The organism is Pseudomonas sp. OV226, assembly GCF_003148705.1.
Classification (GTDB): domain Bacteria; phylum Pseudomonadota; class Gammaproteobacteria; order Pseudomonadales; family Pseudomonadaceae; genus Aquipseudomonas.
In genome coordinates, this window is the sequence record NZ_QGGS01000008.1 from 114,288 (window position 1) to 128,939 (window position 14,652).

The window sequence follows — 14,652 nt, forward strand, 5'->3', positions numbered from 1 at the left end:
GAGTTACCGCAATGAAAATGTGGAAGGAGTCGCAGTTACGACAGATATACGACGCCAAGGAAATTAAATCCGCCTATGAAATCTCACTCGATCTGATCCAGTGTCTTGGCTTCAATTTCTGTGCTTTTTCAATTACATCCTCCGCGGATGGACTTAATTGCGACACGGTAAGTTTTAACAATTATCCGCCCGATTGGAACACGAAGTATGAACATGAACATTTTGGTGACATAGATCCAATACTAGCTCATTGCAATCAATCAGAGCTGCCAATTCTTTGGGAGGATGAGGTCTTTTCAAAGGCTCCTCAGTTGAGACAGGCGCAAAAAAAACAAGGCTTGCAGTATGGCTGGTCACAATCGTTACACGACGGTAGCGGTCTGCGCAGTATGTTTAGCCTGGCCAGAAGCAGCACCCCGATCACTGCCGAGGAACTGTATGGACATCTGGGTTACGTCATTTTCATCAACCACCATATGCATGATCTCGCGGCTCAAAAACTGCGGCATCGCCTGCCGGCAGCCTGCACACCTCATTTGTCGACGCGTGAAGTCGAAATCCTGAAATTGTCGGCCGACGGCAAGACCGCCTATGAATGCTCCAGAATTCTCAGCATCAGCGAACGCACCATCAATTTCCATGTGCGCAGCGCGATCCAGAAGTTTGGCGTGAACAACAAGATTGCAGCGGTGATAAAGGCGGTGAGGACGGGCGCCATCTGAATCCACCCGGTTCATGGAAAACCCGCGAGTAATCCAACCGAAAAAAAAGTACCATTTGCGGTCCCCCCTGAGTGATGACGTGTTTAACATCTCGTCGATGTGCACTCGGACGGTCCCGCCCGCTACAACGCCTTCGGCAGCGGGACACCACACCCGTTGACTACCCAGAGCCCCGCCTCATGCCCCTGCTCGAAACGCCCTTCGCCCAACTCGATCTGATCCGTCAGCCAGAGCAGCAGAACGAACCGCTGCAAGCTTTCGATGCGGCTGACGAATACCTGCTCAACCATCTGGCCGAACAACACCCCACGGCCGAGACTCGGGTATTGGTGCTCAACGACAGTTTTGGCGCGCTGGCTGCCAGCCTCGCGGGCAAGGTCCGGGTCATCAGCAGCGGCGACTCATTCCTGGCCTTTCAGGGACTGGAGAAAAACCTGATCCGTAACGGCCAGGCGTTTGACGCGGTGCCCCATGTGCCTGCCAGCGAAGTGCTCAGTGGCCCGTTTGACCGGGTATTGATCCGCGTACCGAAAACCCTGGCGTTGCTGGAGGAACAATTGATTCGCCTGCAAAGCCAACTGGCGCCGGGCGCGCAGGTGATTGCGGCGGCGATGATCAAGCATCTGCCACGTGCTGCCGGTGATCTGCTGGAACGCTACATCGGCCCGGTGCAAGCCTCCCTGGCGGTGAAAAAGGCCCGGCTATTGATCGCCACACCTGAAGCAAAAGCGCCTGCCGTGTCCCCCTACCCTTCGCGCTACCAACTCGATGACCCGGCCATTGAGCTGCTCAACCATGCCAATGTGTTCTGCCGCGAAGGCCTGGACATCGGCACGCGGGCCTTTCTGCCGCACTTGCCGAAAAACCTTGGCACCTCGCGAGTGGCCGACCTCGGGTGTGGTAATGGCGTGTTGGCCATTGCCAGTGCGCTGCAAAACCCTGAGGCGCAGTACACGTTGGTGGACGAGTCGTTCATGGCGGTGCAATCGGCCGCCGAAAACTGGCACGCGGCGCTGGGTGACAGAGCGGTCGTAGTGCGGGCAGGCGATGGCCTGGCGGGGCAAGAACCGCAATCCCTGGACGTAGTGCTGTGCAATCCGCCCTTCCACCAGCAACAAGTCATCGGCGACTTCCTCGCCTGGCGCATGTTCCAGCAAGCCCGTGAAGCGCTGGTGGTCGGTGGCGCGCTGTACATCGTCGGCAACCGCCACCTGGGTTACCACAGCAAGCTCGCCCGACTGTTCCGTGGCGTCGAGCAAGTGGCCGCCACCCCAAAATTCGTGATTCTCAAAGCCCGCAAATAAGCGCGGGCAAAAAAACCCTCCACGCGGGAGGGTTGCAAGTCCGTGCCTCCAAGGCAACGGGATGGGATCTTCAGTGTGTGGTCAGCCCCGCAGCATTCATGAACATGCGCATCAGGCTCGCCACAATAAACAGGGCTGCGACGCTACCGACCCAGATCAGGGCCAGCCATCCAAGCCGCTGCCACAGCGGCTTTTTTTCGGCTTCTTCAATGTCGTGCAGGGAATGTTTGCCGTTCATTGCATCGATCCTCAGTCAGGTCGATGGCGCCGGTGAGGGCGCCATCGTCGGAACGCCGCCCGGAGCAAGCTCGCCCACAGTGCTAGTGATAACCGTCTTCGTGGGTCACCTTGCCGCGGAACACGTAGTAGCTCCAGAAGGTGTAGCCCAGGATGAACGGGATGATGAATAACGTGCCCACCAGCATGAAGCCTTGGCTTTGCGGGGGTGCGGCGGCGTCCCAGATCGAGATCGACGGAGGCACGATGTTCGGCCACAGGCTGATGCCCAAACCACTGTAGCCGAGGAAGATCAGCACCAGCGTCAGCAGGAATGGCGTGTAGTGCGCATTGCGGGCGACGGCGCGGATCAAACCGTACATGGTCACCAGCACCAGAATCGGCACAGGCATAAACCAGAACAGGTTGGGCAACGTGAACCAGCGAGCGGCGATTTCGGCGTGGGCCAAGGGTGTCCAGATGCTGACGATACCGATCACCGCCAACACCACGAAAGCCAGCGGCCGTGCCAGGTCGTGCATTTGCTCTTGCAGCTTGCCTTCGGTCTTCATGATCAGCCAGGTGCAGCCGAGTAGCGCATAAGCCACCACGAGCGCCACACCGCAAAACAGGGTGAACGGTGTCAGCCAGTCCAGCGAACCACCGGCAAACTGGCGATTGACCACCGGCAACCCATCAATGAAAGCCCCCAACGCCACGCCCTGGAAGAAGGTCGCGGTGACGGACCCACCGATAAATGCCTTGTCCCAGAGATGGCGTTTGTCGTCCCTGGCCTTGAAGCGAAATTCAAAGGCCACACCACGGAAAATCAACCCGATCAGCATCAGGATCAGCGGCAGGTACAACGCCGAAAGCACCACCGAATACGCCAGCGGGAAGGCGCCAAACAATGCCGCGCCGCCCAGTACCAGCCAGGTTTCGTTTCCGTCCCACACCGGTGCAACGGTGTTCATCATGACGTCGCGGTCGGTCTTGCCCGGGATGAACGGGAAGAGAATCCCGATGCCCAGGTCGAAGCCGTCCATCACCACGTACATCATGATGCCGAAGATGATGATCACGGCCCAGATCAGCGGAAGATCAATACCCATGACTCAAATCTCCTTGGTCAGGCTGTGGCTGTGGTCGCTTTCAACGCTGTCGTCAGCGGCAGACAGGGGACGTGCCGGCGTGCGTTTCTGGCCAGGACCACCGTCGTTGGTTTCCTTGCCTTCGTCGATCTTCGGCCCTTTGCGCACCAGACGCATCATGTAGCCCAGGCCGGCACCGAACAGCGCGAAATAGACCACGACGAACAGAATCAACGTGATGCTCATCTGCACGAAGCTATGGTTGGAGGAGGCATCCGCCGTGCGCATCAGACCGTAAACCACCCAAGGCTGGCGGCCGATTTCCGTGGTAAACCAACCCGCGAGGATGGCGATCAGACCGGACGGGCCCATCCACAACGCCAGGTAAAGGAACGGTCGCGAGGTGTAAAGCTTGTCGCGTTTGCGCAGCCACAGGCTCCACAAACCGGTGAAGATCATCAGCATGCCCAAGCCGACCATGATCCGGAACGACCAGAACACAATCGTCGAATTCGGCCGGTCTTCAGGCGGGAACTCCTTGAGCGCCGGCACCTGCTTGTCCAGCGAGTGAGTAAGAATCAGGCTGCCCAGGTACGGAATCTCGACGGCAAATTTGGTTCTTTCTTCTTTCATGTCCGGCCAGCCGAACAGGATCAGTGGGGTCGGCTCATCACCCTTGTTTTCCCAGTGGCCTTCAATCGCAGCGATTTTCGCCGGTTGATGCTTGAGCGTATTGAGGCCGTGGAAATCACCGATGACGGCTTGAATCGGCGCCACGATCAAGGCCATCCACATGGCCATCGAGAGCATGGTGCGGATCGCCGGGTTGTCCTTGCCGCGCAGCAAATGCCAGGCCGCCGAGGAGCCGACGAAAAACGCCGTGGCCACAAACGCTGCGGTCGCCATGTGCATCAGGCGATAGGGGAACGAGGGGTTGAAAATCACCGCCAGCCAGTCGGTTGGAATCACCTGGCCATTAACGATTTCGAAACCTTGCGGCGTTTGCATCCAGCTGTTGGATGCCAAAATCCAGAACGTCGAGATCAGCGTGCCGATGGCCACCATGACCGTGGCGAAGAAGTGCAGTTTGCGTCCGACCTTGTTCCAGCCAAACAACATGACCCCAAGGAAACCCGCTTCGAGGAAGAAAGCCGTCAGGACTTCGTACGTCAGCAATGGCCCGGTCACCGAACCGGCGAAGTCCGAGAAGCGACTCCAATTGGTGCCGAACTGATACGCCATGACCAGCCCGGAGACCACGCCCATGCCGAAGTTGACGGCAAAGATCTTCGACCAGAAGTGATACAGGTCGCGGTAGGTATCGTTATGGGTTTTCAGCCACAGGCCTTCGAGCACCGCCAGGTAACTCGCCAGGCCGATCGTGATGGCCGGGAACAGAATGTGAAACGAGATGGTAAACGCGAACTGAATTCGGGCGAGATCAAGTGCCTCTAAACCGAACATAAGTCATCCTCTGTCAGGTAATACGGCTGCTGGCTGGAAGCCTGCATCCACGGTTCCCACGGGTATGGAGTGCGGCGAATTCAAATTCGTTCTTTTTTTTACAAGCATCGCAACGCAGGCATTCTGGCTGGCCGCCGGATCAATTCCCTGGGGAGTTTTGATCTGGGTCAATCAACGTTGAAAGAGTAGTCCCAATTCTGTTGATGAACCGCGTGGTCTTTTGCCGCGTGACAAGTTGCCTCATGGTATTGGTCACGGGCTGAAATACATTCCATGGTCATAGATAGCCAAAGGTGAATGAAATCGATGTCTGGCTAACGATTTTTTCGCTCGTGGCAACTTCCTGTTACAGCTTGGTGATAATCTCGCCGCTCCACTCTCCAGATTTGCCTCCAGATGCCCAGCCAAGCGCCCTTGCTGTTACGTCATCATCGCCCTTTCCTTGCGTTCTGGCTGGCCCGGGTGTTTACCGCCAGTGGTTTTCAGATGCTCACCGTGGCCATTGGCTGGAACCTCTACCAACTGACCGGCAACGTGCTCGACCTGGGCTTGGTCGGCTTGGTGGAGTTCGCACCGCGCGTGCTGTTCATGCTGCACACCGGGCATGTCGCCGACCGCTATGACCGGCGCAAAGTCGCTGCGATCTGTCAGTCCTTGCAAGCGCTGATCGCCTTGTCCCTGGCCATTGGCAGCGCGACCGATCATGTCACCCGGGAAATGATCTTCATCCTCGCGTTTCTGCTGGGTGCCGCGCGATCTTTCGAAATGCCCACCACTCAAGCCCTGTTGCCGAGCATCGTGCCCAGTGCGCTGTTTCCTCGCGCGGTGGCCGCCGCACAATCGGCGCAGCAGTCCGCCACCATCGTCGCCCCGGCGCTCGGGGGGTTGCTCTATGCCTTCGGCAGCGTCTGGGTGTATGGCCCGACGGTGATCCTCTACATCATTGCGTGCGTGCTGATGCTCAACCTGCCGGCCCGGCAAACGCCATTGAACAAGGGCAAGGCAACCCTGGACTCGCTGCTGGCGGGCATCCGCTTCATTCGCAGTCGCCCGGACATTCTCGGGGCGATTTCTCTGGATCTGTTTGCGGTCTTGCTCGGTGGCGCCACAGCATTGCTGCCGGTGTTCGCCAAAGACATCCTGCTGACCGGCCCGTGGGGGCTAGGCCTGCTGCGTTCCGCGCCGGCAGTCGGAGCGCTGTTGATGTCGCTGTTCCTGGCGCGATTTGCGGTGGAACGCAACGTCGGACGCGTGATGTTCACGGCTGTCGGGGTGTTCGGCGTGGCCACCATCGCGTTCGGTCTCTCGACTTCGTTCTGGTTCTCACTCGCGGTGCTGGTGGTGCTGGGCGCGGCAGACATGATCAGCATGGTGATCCGCGCCTCGTTCGTGCAATTGGAAACACCGGACGAAATGCGCGGCCGGGTCAGCGCCGTCAACGGTTTGTTCATCGGCGCTTCGAACCAGCTGGGCGAGTTCGAATCCGGCCTGACCGCCCACTGGTTCGGCACCGTGCCGGCGGTGGTCATGGGCGGGATCGGCACGCTGGTGGTGACCGGGACGTGGGTGAAACTGTTCCCGACCTTGGCCAACCGTGACCGCATGCATGTGCCGGTGGAAGAAGTGAAGGTCTGAACCTCTAAACCAACAACTCCCCCGCCACCGCCGTTCGCGTGGCTTTGCCGCAGAGTTGTTCCACCAGCGTCAAGGCAAATGCCAGCGCGGCCCCGGAACCCTGGGCGGTTATGCAGTTGCCGTCGACCACCACTGGTTGATCGACGAAGTTGCAACCTGACAATTGATGGCTGGCCGACGGCAGGCAGGTCATGCGTCGCTGGCGCAATACGCCAAATTGTTGCAACGCGACCGCCGGGGCTTCGGCGATGCCCGCGAACAGGCGTCCGGCGGCGGCATGATCCTTGATCAATTGTTGCAGGGGTTGGTGCGCCGCCAAGTGTTGCGCGCCCACGGCGCCGCCGGGCAAGGCGATGAGGTCGAACGGCTGGGCCAGCAAGTCCACGAGCATGGCATCGGCCGTCAGCCGGGTGCCACGGGCGCAGGTGAGCATGCGCCGCCCCTCGATGCTCGCCACTACCACTTCAACCTTGGCGCGGCGCAGCACATCGACGAGGGTCACTGTTTGCAGGTCATCGATGCCCTCGGCGAGGGTAATCAAAGCTCTAAAGGTCATGGGGACAGTCCACAGGGTGATCTTTAAAGCGTAGTCAGCTTTCGGGCGCAGCCGTTACTTGCGGCCGTTATTTGATGTAGAGCTGTGTCGACATCGTATTGCCCGGCGCGTTGATCGAGGTATTGCTAAAGGTGAAGACGCCGTCCTGCTTGCCGGCCAGATCCAGAATGTACAGATAGCCGACGGTTTTTCGCCCCACGGTGCACTCGGTCAGATTACCGGTATCAAAAGCGCAGACCGGCGTGCGAGTGCCGTTCACTTCAAACCCGTCCAATGCGACATGGGCCTCTCGTCCGTAGCCGATTTCCAGCACGTAGACTTTGATGTTCGGCCCGCTGTGGTCGCAGCGCGTCTGATCCTGCCCCTCGGCGATGTCTTCAAAGCCACAACCGGGTGATTCGACCTTGAGCACCTTCAACTGGCTCAACGGTGGCGCCATTGCGGCCAAGGCGCTTTGTGCTCCCAAGAGCAAGGCAGCCATGACACCAATGACAGCGATTACACGCGTTTTCATGCAATACATAGTGACCCCCAAAACCGGCGCGCAGTATGGCTCACTTCGCTTGACGGCAAAACATCGACGACGATCACAGCCATAAGCAGCCATAACCCCACGCTGCTGGTATGATGCGCGGCTTTTTCCGGCCCACAGTAATTTCCCAGGCGCGTTCAGCGGTCTGTGCTTTGCTGTTGAGGTCGATACATTCACGGCGCCCGGCGCGCCACGGGGAGCAGACATGCTGGAAAGGCTGTTTCAACTCAAGGCTCACAACACCAACGTGCGGACCGAGATTCTGGCGGGCGTCACGACTTTCTTGGCCATGGCCTACATTCTATTCGTCAACCCGAGCATCCTCGGCGAGACCGGCATGGACAAGGGCGCGGTGTTCGTCGCTACCTGTCTGGCCGCCGCCATTGGCTCCACGATCATGGGCCTGATCGCCAACTACCCGATTGCGCTCGCGCCGGGCATGGGCTTGAACGCCTTCTTCACCTACACCGTGGTCCTGCACATGGGCCACACCTGGCAAGTGGCGCTGGGTGCGGTGTTTATTTCGGCGGTGTGCTTCTTCCTGCTGTCGATCTTCCGCATCCGTGAATGGATCATCAATAGCATCCCGCTGCCGCTGCGCTCGGCGATTGCCGCTGGTATCGGCCTGTTCCTGGCACTGATCGCCCTGCATAACGCAGGTATCGTGGTCAGCAACCCGGCGACCATGGTCGGCCTCGGTGACCTGAAACAACCCGCCCCGATCCTTGCGACCCTGGGTTTTGCCCTGATCGTTGCCCTTGAAGCCCTGGCCGTGCGCGGCGCAGTACTGATCGGCATTCTGGTGGTCACCATCGTTTCGATCGTAATGGGCTTCACCCCGTTCGGCGGCGTAATGTCGATGCCACCGTCGCTGGCCCCGACCTTCATGCAACTGGACATCAAAGGCGCACTGGACATCGGTCTGGTCAGCGTGATTTTTGCCTTCCTGTTCGTCGACCTGTTCGACAACTCCGGCACCCTGATCGGCGTTGCCAAGCGTGCCGGCCTGATGGGCAAGGACGGCCACATGCCGAAAATGGGTCGCGCCCTGATCGCCGACAGCACCGCGGCCATGGCCGGTTCGCTGCTGGGCACCTCGACCACGACCAGCTACATCGAATCCGCAGCCGGCGTGAGTGCCGGTGGCCGCACCGGCCTGACGGCCGTCGTGGTCGCGATTCTGTTTCTGCTGGCGCTGTTCTTCTCGCCACTGGCGGCCAGCGTTCCGGCGTTTGCCACGGCACCGGCACTGCTGTTCGTCGCCGTATTGATGACCTCCGGCCTGGCCGAAATAGACTGGGACGACATTACCGTTGCCGCACCGGTGGTGATCACTGCGCTGGCCATGCCGTTCACTTATTCCATCGCCAACGGCATCGCCTTCGGTTTCATCTCGTGGACCGCCATCAAGTTGATGTCCGGTCGCGGCCGTGAACTGAACCCGGCGCTGGTGATCCTGTCGATTCTGTTCGTGATCAAGCTGGGTTGGTTCAACGCATGACTTTTGATTCCCAGGCCTACGCCGTTCAGCTCGAAGAAAAGGTCACGCGCCTGCGTGACCTGCTGGCCCCGTTCGATGCACCTGAACCGGCCGTCTTCGACTCGCCGCTGCAAAACTTCCGCCTGCGCGCCGAATTCCGCCTGTGGCGTGAAGGCGGTGAGCGGCACTACGCGATGTTTTCCCAGGAAGACAAGCGCACGCCGATCCTGATCGAAGAATTCCCGATTGCCAGCCTGCGCATCAATGAATTGATGCCCCAGCTGAAGGCGGCCTGGATAGCCAGTGCGCCCCTGAGCCATAAGCTGTTCCAGGTGGAGTTCCTGACTACCCTGGCCGGCGATGCGATGATCACCCTGTGCTATCACCGTCCGCTGGACGAACACTGGCATGCGGCGGCAACGAAACTGGCCGCCGACCTGAACGTCAGCATCATCGGCCGCTCCAAGGGCAAGCGCGAAGTGATCGGTCACGATTATGTGGTCGAGAAACTGGAAGTCGGCGGTCGTACCTTCAGCTACCGCCAACCGGAAGGTGCGTTCACCCAGCCCAACGGCACCGTCAATCAGAAGATGCTCAACTGGGCTTACGACGCACTGGGCGACCGCGCGGACGATTTGCTGGAGCTCTATTGCGGCAACGGCAACTTCACCCTGCCGCTCGCGACCCGTGTACGCAAAGTACTGGCCACCGAAATCAGCAAGACCTCGGTCAACGCGGCGTTGAGCAACCTCAGCGAAAACGCGGTGGATAACGTCACGCTGGTGCGTTTGTCTGCCGAAGAGCTGACTGAAGCGCTGAACGAAGTCCGCCCTTTCCGTCGCTTGCATGGCATCGACCTCAAGAGCTATGAGTTCGGCAGCGTATTCGTCGACCCGCCCCGCGCCGGCATGGACCCGGACACCTGCGAGTTGACTCGACGCTTCGACAATATCCTCTACATTTCCTGCAACCCGGAAACCCTGGCGGCGAACATCGCCCAGTTGCACGACACGCACCGCATCACTCAGTGCGCAATGTTCGATCAGTTCCCGTGGACCCATCACATGGAATCCGGGGTGTTGTTGACCCGTCGTTGATTGCAGCCGATACAAACAAGCCGTCATCACGACGGCTTTTTTGTGGGCGGATCAAAGAGCCGCGTCGACCTTGCGCGGACGACCGCCCTTTTTGCCATTGGCCCGTGCAGCCTCGCTTTTGGCAGCGCTACTCTGACGACCATTGCGTGAGGCGACGACTGAAGAGGCCATGTCCATCAGCGACTTGCTCGCCGAAATCAACCCGGCAATGGAGACCTGTAAATCCCTGCCTTCATGGCACAAAGCGGTTCCCGAAAAGCCAACCTTCAAATCAGCGAATTCTCCAGCGTCAAAGCCATCAAATTCCGGGTAACTCTTCACCGGAAGGAGCACGCCGCTGCCGTCCTCAAAGCTGATGACCAGGCAATGTCCTGACCAAGCCACTGCAGTCGCATTCAATCCGCTACGACGACTCAACTCGCCTCGCTGAAGCGCCTGCTCCAGTGCAGCTTCAGTGACGGGGCTATCCGCCTGGTTTTTCGCCTTTATCGTTTTCATAATTCAATTTCCACTCCCTCCGCAGCCCCCACCAGGGCCAACAGAGTCTTGTTCGCCTCAGGCTCGTAACAGGCCGAGCCAATCATGTATGTCGTGCTGGCGATTCGTTTCATCACGACCACTTCATTGCCCTCCCAATCCCACAACTGATTGTCCAGGCACGCTGTATGCAGTCTGCTCCACCAGATGCCACGAGCTCTCCGTAAATGCGCAGGCTGCCGAAGCGCCTGTCGTAATCCTTCCAGTACCGCTGAAGGTGGCCGCTGTGAAAGAGGAACGACATCCCAGAGTTCGACGCCGTTGTGCCAGAAACTGAATTTGAAGCGTGCGCCCCATGTTCCTGCATCTACATGGACATGAGGCGGACAATGTTCGTCGCGCAGCATGATGACCAATGACAAGCCTTTGTAGCGGCATACGTTCATGCTAACCCATCCGTTAGGTTATAGATTGCAAAGATTCTCCACTCCTTGAAGAACCCGATAACTGGCGCTGATTGCTTGATGAACAATTCAGGATTGAGACTAGCTTCCGAGAGCTTTTCGACTTGTCGATTGCCGCCCCAAATAGTAAGCAATCCTTTCACCACACCCACAAAAAAGCCGTCACGAGGACGGCTGTCTTGAGTTGCACCCCATCATTACGACTGCTTTCTATGCTCGGTAACGGTCAGCCCCGCATGCCCCCAGTTATCGGTATCCACCTCTTCGATCACGATATGGGTCACTTCCGGAGGCTTGCCGAGGACACGCTGCAGGGTTTCGGTAATTTCAGCGATGACCTGGGCTTTCTGCTCACGGGTAACGCCTTCACCGGTAATACGCACGCTGACGAAAGGCATGATGCTGCTCCTGTCCGGTAATCAAATCTGGATGAAACGCCAGTAAAGCACTGCGGCGGTGATTTCATCTACAGTGTCGGCATTCAGTCCTCATTTGATCCCCGGTGTAATCAATCATGCAGCGAGTCTTCGATGATCTTCAGTTGGGCAGCATCGAACTGTTTTGCCTCGCAGCGGAAGCCGGGAGCTTTACCGCCGCCGCGCTGGTGGCAGGTGTGACGCCGGCCGCCGTCAGCCGTTCGGTGTCGCGCATGGAAGAACGCCTGGGCGTGCGCTTATTCGCGCGCACCACCCGCAGCGTGAAGTTGACTGACAGCGGCCGCCGTTATTACGAAGAATGTCGTCAGGCGCTGGCGCAATTGATCGAGGCTCAGCGCGAGGTCATGGGCCAACAGCAGCAACCGTCCGGCACGTTGCGTATCAGCATTCCAACGACCTATGCGCACCACAGAATTCTGCCGTTGCTGCCGGAATTTCGGGCGCGCTTTCCCGATGTAAAGGTCGAGTCGCACATCAGCAATCGCAACATCGACTTCGTCGGCGAAGGCTATGACATGGCGATTCGCGTGCGGGCCATCCCCGATTCCGGCTTGATCGCCCGTCATCTGGAAGACGCCGAACTGGTGATGATTGCCAGTCCCGAGTACCTCAAGCGCGCTGGCGTTCCACAAACGCTGGATGAGTTGGCGCAACACGAATGCATTCAATACGAATTGCCCAGCAGCGGTCGGCGAATTGCCTGGTTGTTCAATGACAATGGCGTGCCGCGAGAGATTTTGGCCGAGGGCAGTTTCAGTTGCTCGGACGATGTGCTGGGTGGCGTTACCCTGGCCAGACATGGGGCGGGAATGTTTCAGACGTACCGGTTTATCGTCGAAAACGAATTGGCCGATGGCTCTCTGGTGGAGGTGCTCAAGCCTTTCGGCAGGCGTTCGCGGCCGTTCACGTTGCTGTATCCGCAAAGCCGGCACATGCCGCTTCGGTTGAGGGCGTTTATCGACTTTCTGGTCGAACATCTGCCGCGCTGATCGTCGCCACTGTCCGATCACCGCACACAAAACACGACCAACCCGCCTCTTTAATTGACCAAATTAACCAGCTAGTACAATTTATCTCCACAGGCTGATGACACCAGCCGATTCCAAAAATAATAAGTGGAGACTTCCCATGCCCCCTATCGTTCTGGTGCTCAACGGCCCGAACCTGAACCTGCTCGGCACCCGTGAACCGGCAACTTATGGCCACGAAACCCTGGCGGATATCTCGGCGCTGTGCGGCCGCGCCGCCGAAGAGTTCGGCTTGGTCGTGGAATTTCGCCAGACCAACCACGAAGGCGAATTGCTCGACTGGATTCACGCCGCTCGTGGGCGTTGCGCCGGGATTGTGATCAACCCGGCCGCCTGGACTCACACCTCGGTGGCGATCCGCGACGCTCTCGTTGCCAGCGAACTGCCGGTGATCGAAGTTCACCTGTCGAACGTCCACGCCCGCGAGTCGTTCCGGCATCACTCGTTCGTCTCGGCCATCGCCACCGCGGTCATGGCCGGTTTCGGCAGCCACGGCTATCGCCTGGCACTGGAACATTTCAGTCTGAAATTGAAGGGGTGAACGCGATGACTCAGCACAACAGCGTACTGGCCGGGCTGATCGGCGCCGGGATTCAAGCCTCCCGCACACCGGCACTGCACGAGCATGAAGGCGACGCGCAGGGCATGCGTTATCTCTACCGTTTGATCGATCTGGATCAGTTGAAGCTCGACAGCAGCGCCCTGCCCGATTTGCTGTTGGCGGCCGAACGGATGAATTTCACCGGGCTCAACATCACCTTCCCGTGCAAACAGACGATCATCCCGCTGCTCGACGAACTGTCGCCAGAAGCCCGCGGCATTGGCGCGGTGAATACCGTGGTCTTGAAAGATGGCAAACGCATCGGCCACAACACTGATTGCCTGGGTTTCGCCGAGGGTTTTCGCCGTGGCTTGAAGGACGTTGCCCGTGAGCGTGTCGTACAAATGGGTGCCGGCGGTGCAGGCGCGGCGGTGGCCCACGCGCTATTGAGCGAAGGTGTACAGCTGCTGAGCATTTTCGATGTGGAGATCAGCCGCGCGCAGGCCTTGGCGGACAACCTCAATCAACATTTCGGGGCCGGTCGCGCGGTGGCCGGGCATGATTTGCCGAGCACTTTGGGCCTGGCTGACGGCTTGGTGAACACCACGCCCATGGGCATGAAAAAACTCCCGGGCATGCCCGTGCCGGCGGAGTTGCTTCGCGCCGAATTGTGGGTGGCCGAGATCGTGTACTTTCCGCTGGAAACCGAACTGCTGCGCAACGCCCGAGCCCTCGGTTGCCGGACCCTGGATGGCGGCAACATGGCAGTGTTTCAGGCCGTGAAGGCATTTGAATTGTTCAGCAACGTAGTGCCGGATGCGCAGCGAATGCTGGCGCACTTTCAGAGCATGAAGGGTTGAAGGGGGATAACCCCCTCACACAAGGTCAGGCCTGCAGATAGCGCAACACCGACTCACAAATCATCTCGCGATGACGCTGCTTGATGGCGTCGTCCGGCAGGTCGATCTGAAAAATCTCACCAAAGGTATGGCGGTTCGACACGCGATAGAAGCAGAACGAACTGATCAGCAAATGCACATCCAGCGGCACGAGCCCTGCGCGGAATAGACCTTCTTCGGCGCCACGACGCAAAATTTCGCCCAGTGAATCGAGGATCGTGTTGTTCATCGCCTTGATCGCATCGGAGCGCTTCACATACTCGGCATTGTGAATGTTCTCGATGCTCACAATGCGCACGAAATCGACATTGCGATCATGGTGATCGAAGGTGAACTCCACCAGGCGCCGGATCGCCTCGAACGGCGCCAGTTCGGTCAGGTGCAAGCGGTTTTCGGTGCTGCGAATGTCTCCGTAGAGTTTTTCCAGCACCTCAACGTACAGCTGCTCCTTGCTGCCGAAGTAGTAGTAGATCATGCGCTTGGAGGTGTGAATGCGCTCGGCGATTGCATCGACGCGAGCACCGGAAAGCCCCTGCTGGACGAACTCGACAATCGCCTCTTGAAGGATGTTTTCGCGGGTTTTTTCCGGGTTGTTTTTGCGGCCCTTGCGCGGCTCGACGATCACATCGTCGGGCACTGCGGAGCGTTCTGAAGTCATTGTCATTACGGGCTCACGGCCATCACTGCACAGGCTGGCGATTATGGGCCG

The 14,652-nt window shown here is 58.7% G+C and carries 17 protein-coding genes; 8 read left to right on the top strand and 9 right to left on the bottom strand.

Features of this window, described 5'->3' with window-relative positions:
- Positions 1-11 precede the first annotated feature (11 nt).
- On the top strand, positions 12-722 hold the full coding sequence (locus C7534_RS15680; protein WP_109786314.1) for an autoinducer binding domain-containing protein: 711 nt from the start codon (positions 12-14) through the stop codon (positions 720-722).
- A 179-nt stretch (positions 723-901) separates the two neighbouring features.
- Complete coding sequence (locus tag C7534_RS15685; RefSeq protein ID WP_109786315.1) at positions 902-2,026, top strand: methyltransferase; 1,125 nt, start codon at positions 902-904, stop codon at positions 2,024-2,026.
- Positions 2,027-2,096: 70 nt separating this feature from the next.
- Here the strand turns inward: C7534_RS15685 and C7534_RS15690 are convergent, their stop codons facing one another.
- The 3 genes from C7534_RS15690 to C7534_RS15700 form a co-directional block, all read right to left on the bottom strand.
- Complete coding sequence (locus C7534_RS15690; protein ID WP_077431231.1) at positions 2,097-2,264, bottom strand: DUF2474 domain-containing protein; 168 nt, start codon at positions 2,262-2,264, stop codon at positions 2,097-2,099.
- An 82-nt stretch (positions 2,265-2,346) separates the two neighbouring features.
- Positions 2,347-3,354: a cytochrome d ubiquinol oxidase subunit II gene (cydB, locus tag C7534_RS15695; RefSeq protein WP_109786316.1), complete on the bottom strand. Its 1,008-nt coding sequence runs from the start codon at positions 3,352-3,354 to the stop codon at positions 2,347-2,349.
- A 3-nt stretch (positions 3,355-3,357) separates the two neighbouring features.
- Positions 3,358-4,797, bottom strand: coding sequence for a cytochrome ubiquinol oxidase subunit I (locus C7534_RS15700; RefSeq protein ID WP_109786317.1), 1,440 nt, complete (start codon positions 4,795-4,797; stop codon positions 3,358-3,360).
- Positions 4,798-5,193: 396 nt separating this feature from the next.
- Here C7534_RS15700 and C7534_RS15705 point away from each other — a divergent pair, with 396 nt between their 5' ends.
- Positions 5,194-6,432: an MFS transporter gene (locus tag C7534_RS15705; protein WP_046028617.1), complete on the top strand. Its 1,239-nt coding sequence runs from the start codon at positions 5,194-5,196 to the stop codon at positions 6,430-6,432.
- Between the two features lie 4 nt (positions 6,433-6,436).
- On the opposite strand, the gene C7534_RS15710 is transcribed toward C7534_RS15705, so the two are convergent.
- Together C7534_RS15710 and C7534_RS15715 are read right to left on the bottom strand one after the other, a co-directional pair.
- Complete coding sequence (locus C7534_RS15710) at positions 6,437-6,988, bottom strand: DJ-1 family glyoxalase III (RefSeq protein WP_109786318.1); 552 nt, start codon at positions 6,986-6,988, stop codon at positions 6,437-6,439.
- A 67-nt stretch (positions 6,989-7,055) separates the two neighbouring features.
- Positions 7,056-7,511 (bottom strand): DUF4879 domain-containing protein, encoded by a 456-nt coding sequence (locus C7534_RS15715; RefSeq protein ID WP_408981007.1) that lies wholly within the window; start codon positions 7,509-7,511, stop codon positions 7,056-7,058.
- A 214-nt stretch (positions 7,512-7,725) separates the two neighbouring features.
- Here C7534_RS15715 and C7534_RS15720 point away from each other — a divergent pair, with 214 nt between their 5' ends.
- Together C7534_RS15720 and trmA are read left to right on the top strand one after the other, a co-directional pair.
- Complete coding sequence (locus tag C7534_RS15720) at positions 7,726-9,021, top strand: NCS2 family permease (protein ID WP_046028625.1); 1,296 nt, start codon at positions 7,726-7,728, stop codon at positions 9,019-9,021.
- Positions 9,018-10,097, top strand: coding sequence for a tRNA (uridine(54)-C5)-methyltransferase TrmA (trmA, locus tag C7534_RS15725; RefSeq protein WP_046028626.1), 1,080 nt, complete (start codon positions 9,018-9,020; stop codon positions 10,095-10,097). The genes C7534_RS15720 and trmA overlap by 4 nt, the downstream gene beginning before the upstream one ends.
- Positions 10,098-10,148: 51 nt before the next feature.
- On the opposite strand, the gene C7534_RS15730 is transcribed toward trmA, so the two are convergent.
- The 3 genes from C7534_RS15730 to C7534_RS15740 all read right to left on the bottom strand — a co-directional run bounded on the left by C7534_RS15730 (position 10,149) and on the right by C7534_RS15740 (position 11,436).
- A complete protein-coding gene (locus C7534_RS15730; RefSeq protein ID WP_046028627.1) occupies positions 10,149-10,595 on the bottom strand; it encodes a DUF2442 domain-containing protein in 447 nt (148 codons plus the stop codon).
- Entirely contained in the window at positions 10,592-11,020 is a 429-nt protein-coding gene (locus tag C7534_RS15735; RefSeq protein ID WP_109786319.1) for a DUF4160 domain-containing protein, read from the bottom strand. Before C7534_RS15735 ends, C7534_RS15730 begins: the two co-directional genes overlap by 4 nt.
- A 215-nt stretch (positions 11,021-11,235) precedes the next feature.
- Positions 11,236-11,436, bottom strand: coding sequence for a tautomerase family protein (locus C7534_RS15740; RefSeq protein ID WP_109786320.1), 201 nt, complete (start codon positions 11,434-11,436; stop codon positions 11,236-11,238).
- 116 nt (positions 11,437-11,552) lie between these two features.
- On the opposite strand from C7534_RS15740, the gene C7534_RS15745 reads away from it, so the two are divergent.
- The 3 genes from C7534_RS15745 (at position 11,553) to C7534_RS15755 (ending at position 13,904) form a co-directional block, all read left to right on the top strand.
- Positions 11,553-12,464, top strand: coding sequence for a LysR family transcriptional regulator (locus C7534_RS15745; protein ID WP_109786321.1), 912 nt, complete (start codon positions 11,553-11,555; stop codon positions 12,462-12,464).
- 139 nt (positions 12,465-12,603) lie between these two features.
- Positions 12,604-13,044 (top strand): type II 3-dehydroquinate dehydratase, encoded by a 441-nt coding sequence (gene aroQ, locus C7534_RS15750; protein ID WP_046028638.1) that lies wholly within the window; start codon positions 12,604-12,606, stop codon positions 13,042-13,044.
- Between the two features lie 5 nt (positions 13,045-13,049).
- On the top strand, positions 13,050-13,904 hold the full coding sequence (locus tag C7534_RS15755) for a shikimate dehydrogenase (protein ID WP_046028866.1): 855 nt from the start codon (positions 13,050-13,052) through the stop codon (positions 13,902-13,904).
- 25 nt (positions 13,905-13,929) lie between these two features.
- Here the strand turns inward: C7534_RS15755 and C7534_RS15760 are convergent, their stop codons facing one another.
- Positions 13,930-14,607: a TetR/AcrR family transcriptional regulator gene (locus tag C7534_RS15760; RefSeq protein WP_109786322.1), complete on the bottom strand. Its 678-nt coding sequence runs from the start codon at positions 14,605-14,607 to the stop codon at positions 13,930-13,932.
- Positions 14,608-14,652 lie beyond the last annotated feature (45 nt).

Bases quoted from the DNA above. Each gene is read 5' to 3' on its own strand.
- C7534_RS15680 (WP_109786314.1), top strand. From the start codon at position 12: ATGAAAATGTGGAAGGAGTCGCAGTTACGACAGATATACGACGCCAAG.
- C7534_RS15685 (WP_109786315.1), top strand. From the start codon at position 902: ATGCCCCTGCTCGAAACGCCCTTCGCCCAACTCGATCTGATCCGTCAG.
- C7534_RS15690 (WP_077431231.1), bottom strand. From the start codon at position 2,264: ATGAACGGCAAACATTCCCTGCACGACATTGAAGAAGCCGAAAAAAAG.
- cydB (WP_109786316.1), bottom strand. From the start codon at position 3,354: ATGGGTATTGATCTTCCGCTGATCTGGGCCGTGATCATCATCTTCGGC.
- C7534_RS15700 (WP_109786317.1), bottom strand. From the start codon at position 4,797: ATGTTCGGTTTAGAGGCACTTGATCTCGCCCGAATTCAGTTCGCGTTT.
- C7534_RS15705 (WP_046028617.1), top strand. From the start codon at position 5,194: ATGCCCAGCCAAGCGCCCTTGCTGTTACGTCATCATCGCCCTTTCCTT.
- C7534_RS15710 (WP_109786318.1), bottom strand. From the start codon at position 6,988: ATGACCTTTAGAGCTTTGATTACCCTCGCCGAGGGCATCGATGACCTG.
- C7534_RS15715 (WP_408981007.1), bottom strand. From the start codon at position 7,511: ATGTATTGCATGAAAACGCGTGTAATCGCTGTCATTGGTGTCATGGCT.
- C7534_RS15720 (WP_046028625.1), top strand. From the start codon at position 7,726: ATGCTGGAAAGGCTGTTTCAACTCAAGGCTCACAACACCAACGTGCGG.
- trmA (WP_046028626.1), top strand. From the start codon at position 9,018: ATGACTTTTGATTCCCAGGCCTACGCCGTTCAGCTCGAAGAAAAGGTC.
- C7534_RS15730 (WP_046028627.1), bottom strand. From the start codon at position 10,595: ATGAAAACGATAAAGGCGAAAAACCAGGCGGATAGCCCCGTCACTGAA.
- C7534_RS15735 (WP_109786319.1), bottom strand. From the start codon at position 11,020: ATGAACGTATGCCGCTACAAAGGCTTGTCATTGGTCATCATGCTGCGC.
- C7534_RS15740 (WP_109786320.1), bottom strand. From the start codon at position 11,436: ATGCCTTTCGTCAGCGTGCGTATTACCGGTGAAGGCGTTACCCGTGAG.
- C7534_RS15745 (WP_109786321.1), top strand. From the start codon at position 11,553: ATGCAGCGAGTCTTCGATGATCTTCAGTTGGGCAGCATCGAACTGTTT.
- aroQ (WP_046028638.1), top strand. From the start codon at position 12,604: ATGCCCCCTATCGTTCTGGTGCTCAACGGCCCGAACCTGAACCTGCTC.
- C7534_RS15755 (WP_046028866.1), top strand. From the start codon at position 13,050: ATGACTCAGCACAACAGCGTACTGGCCGGGCTGATCGGCGCCGGGATT.
- C7534_RS15760 (WP_109786322.1), bottom strand. From the start codon at position 14,607: ATGACAATGACTTCAGAACGCTCCGCAGTGCCCGACGATGTGATCGTC.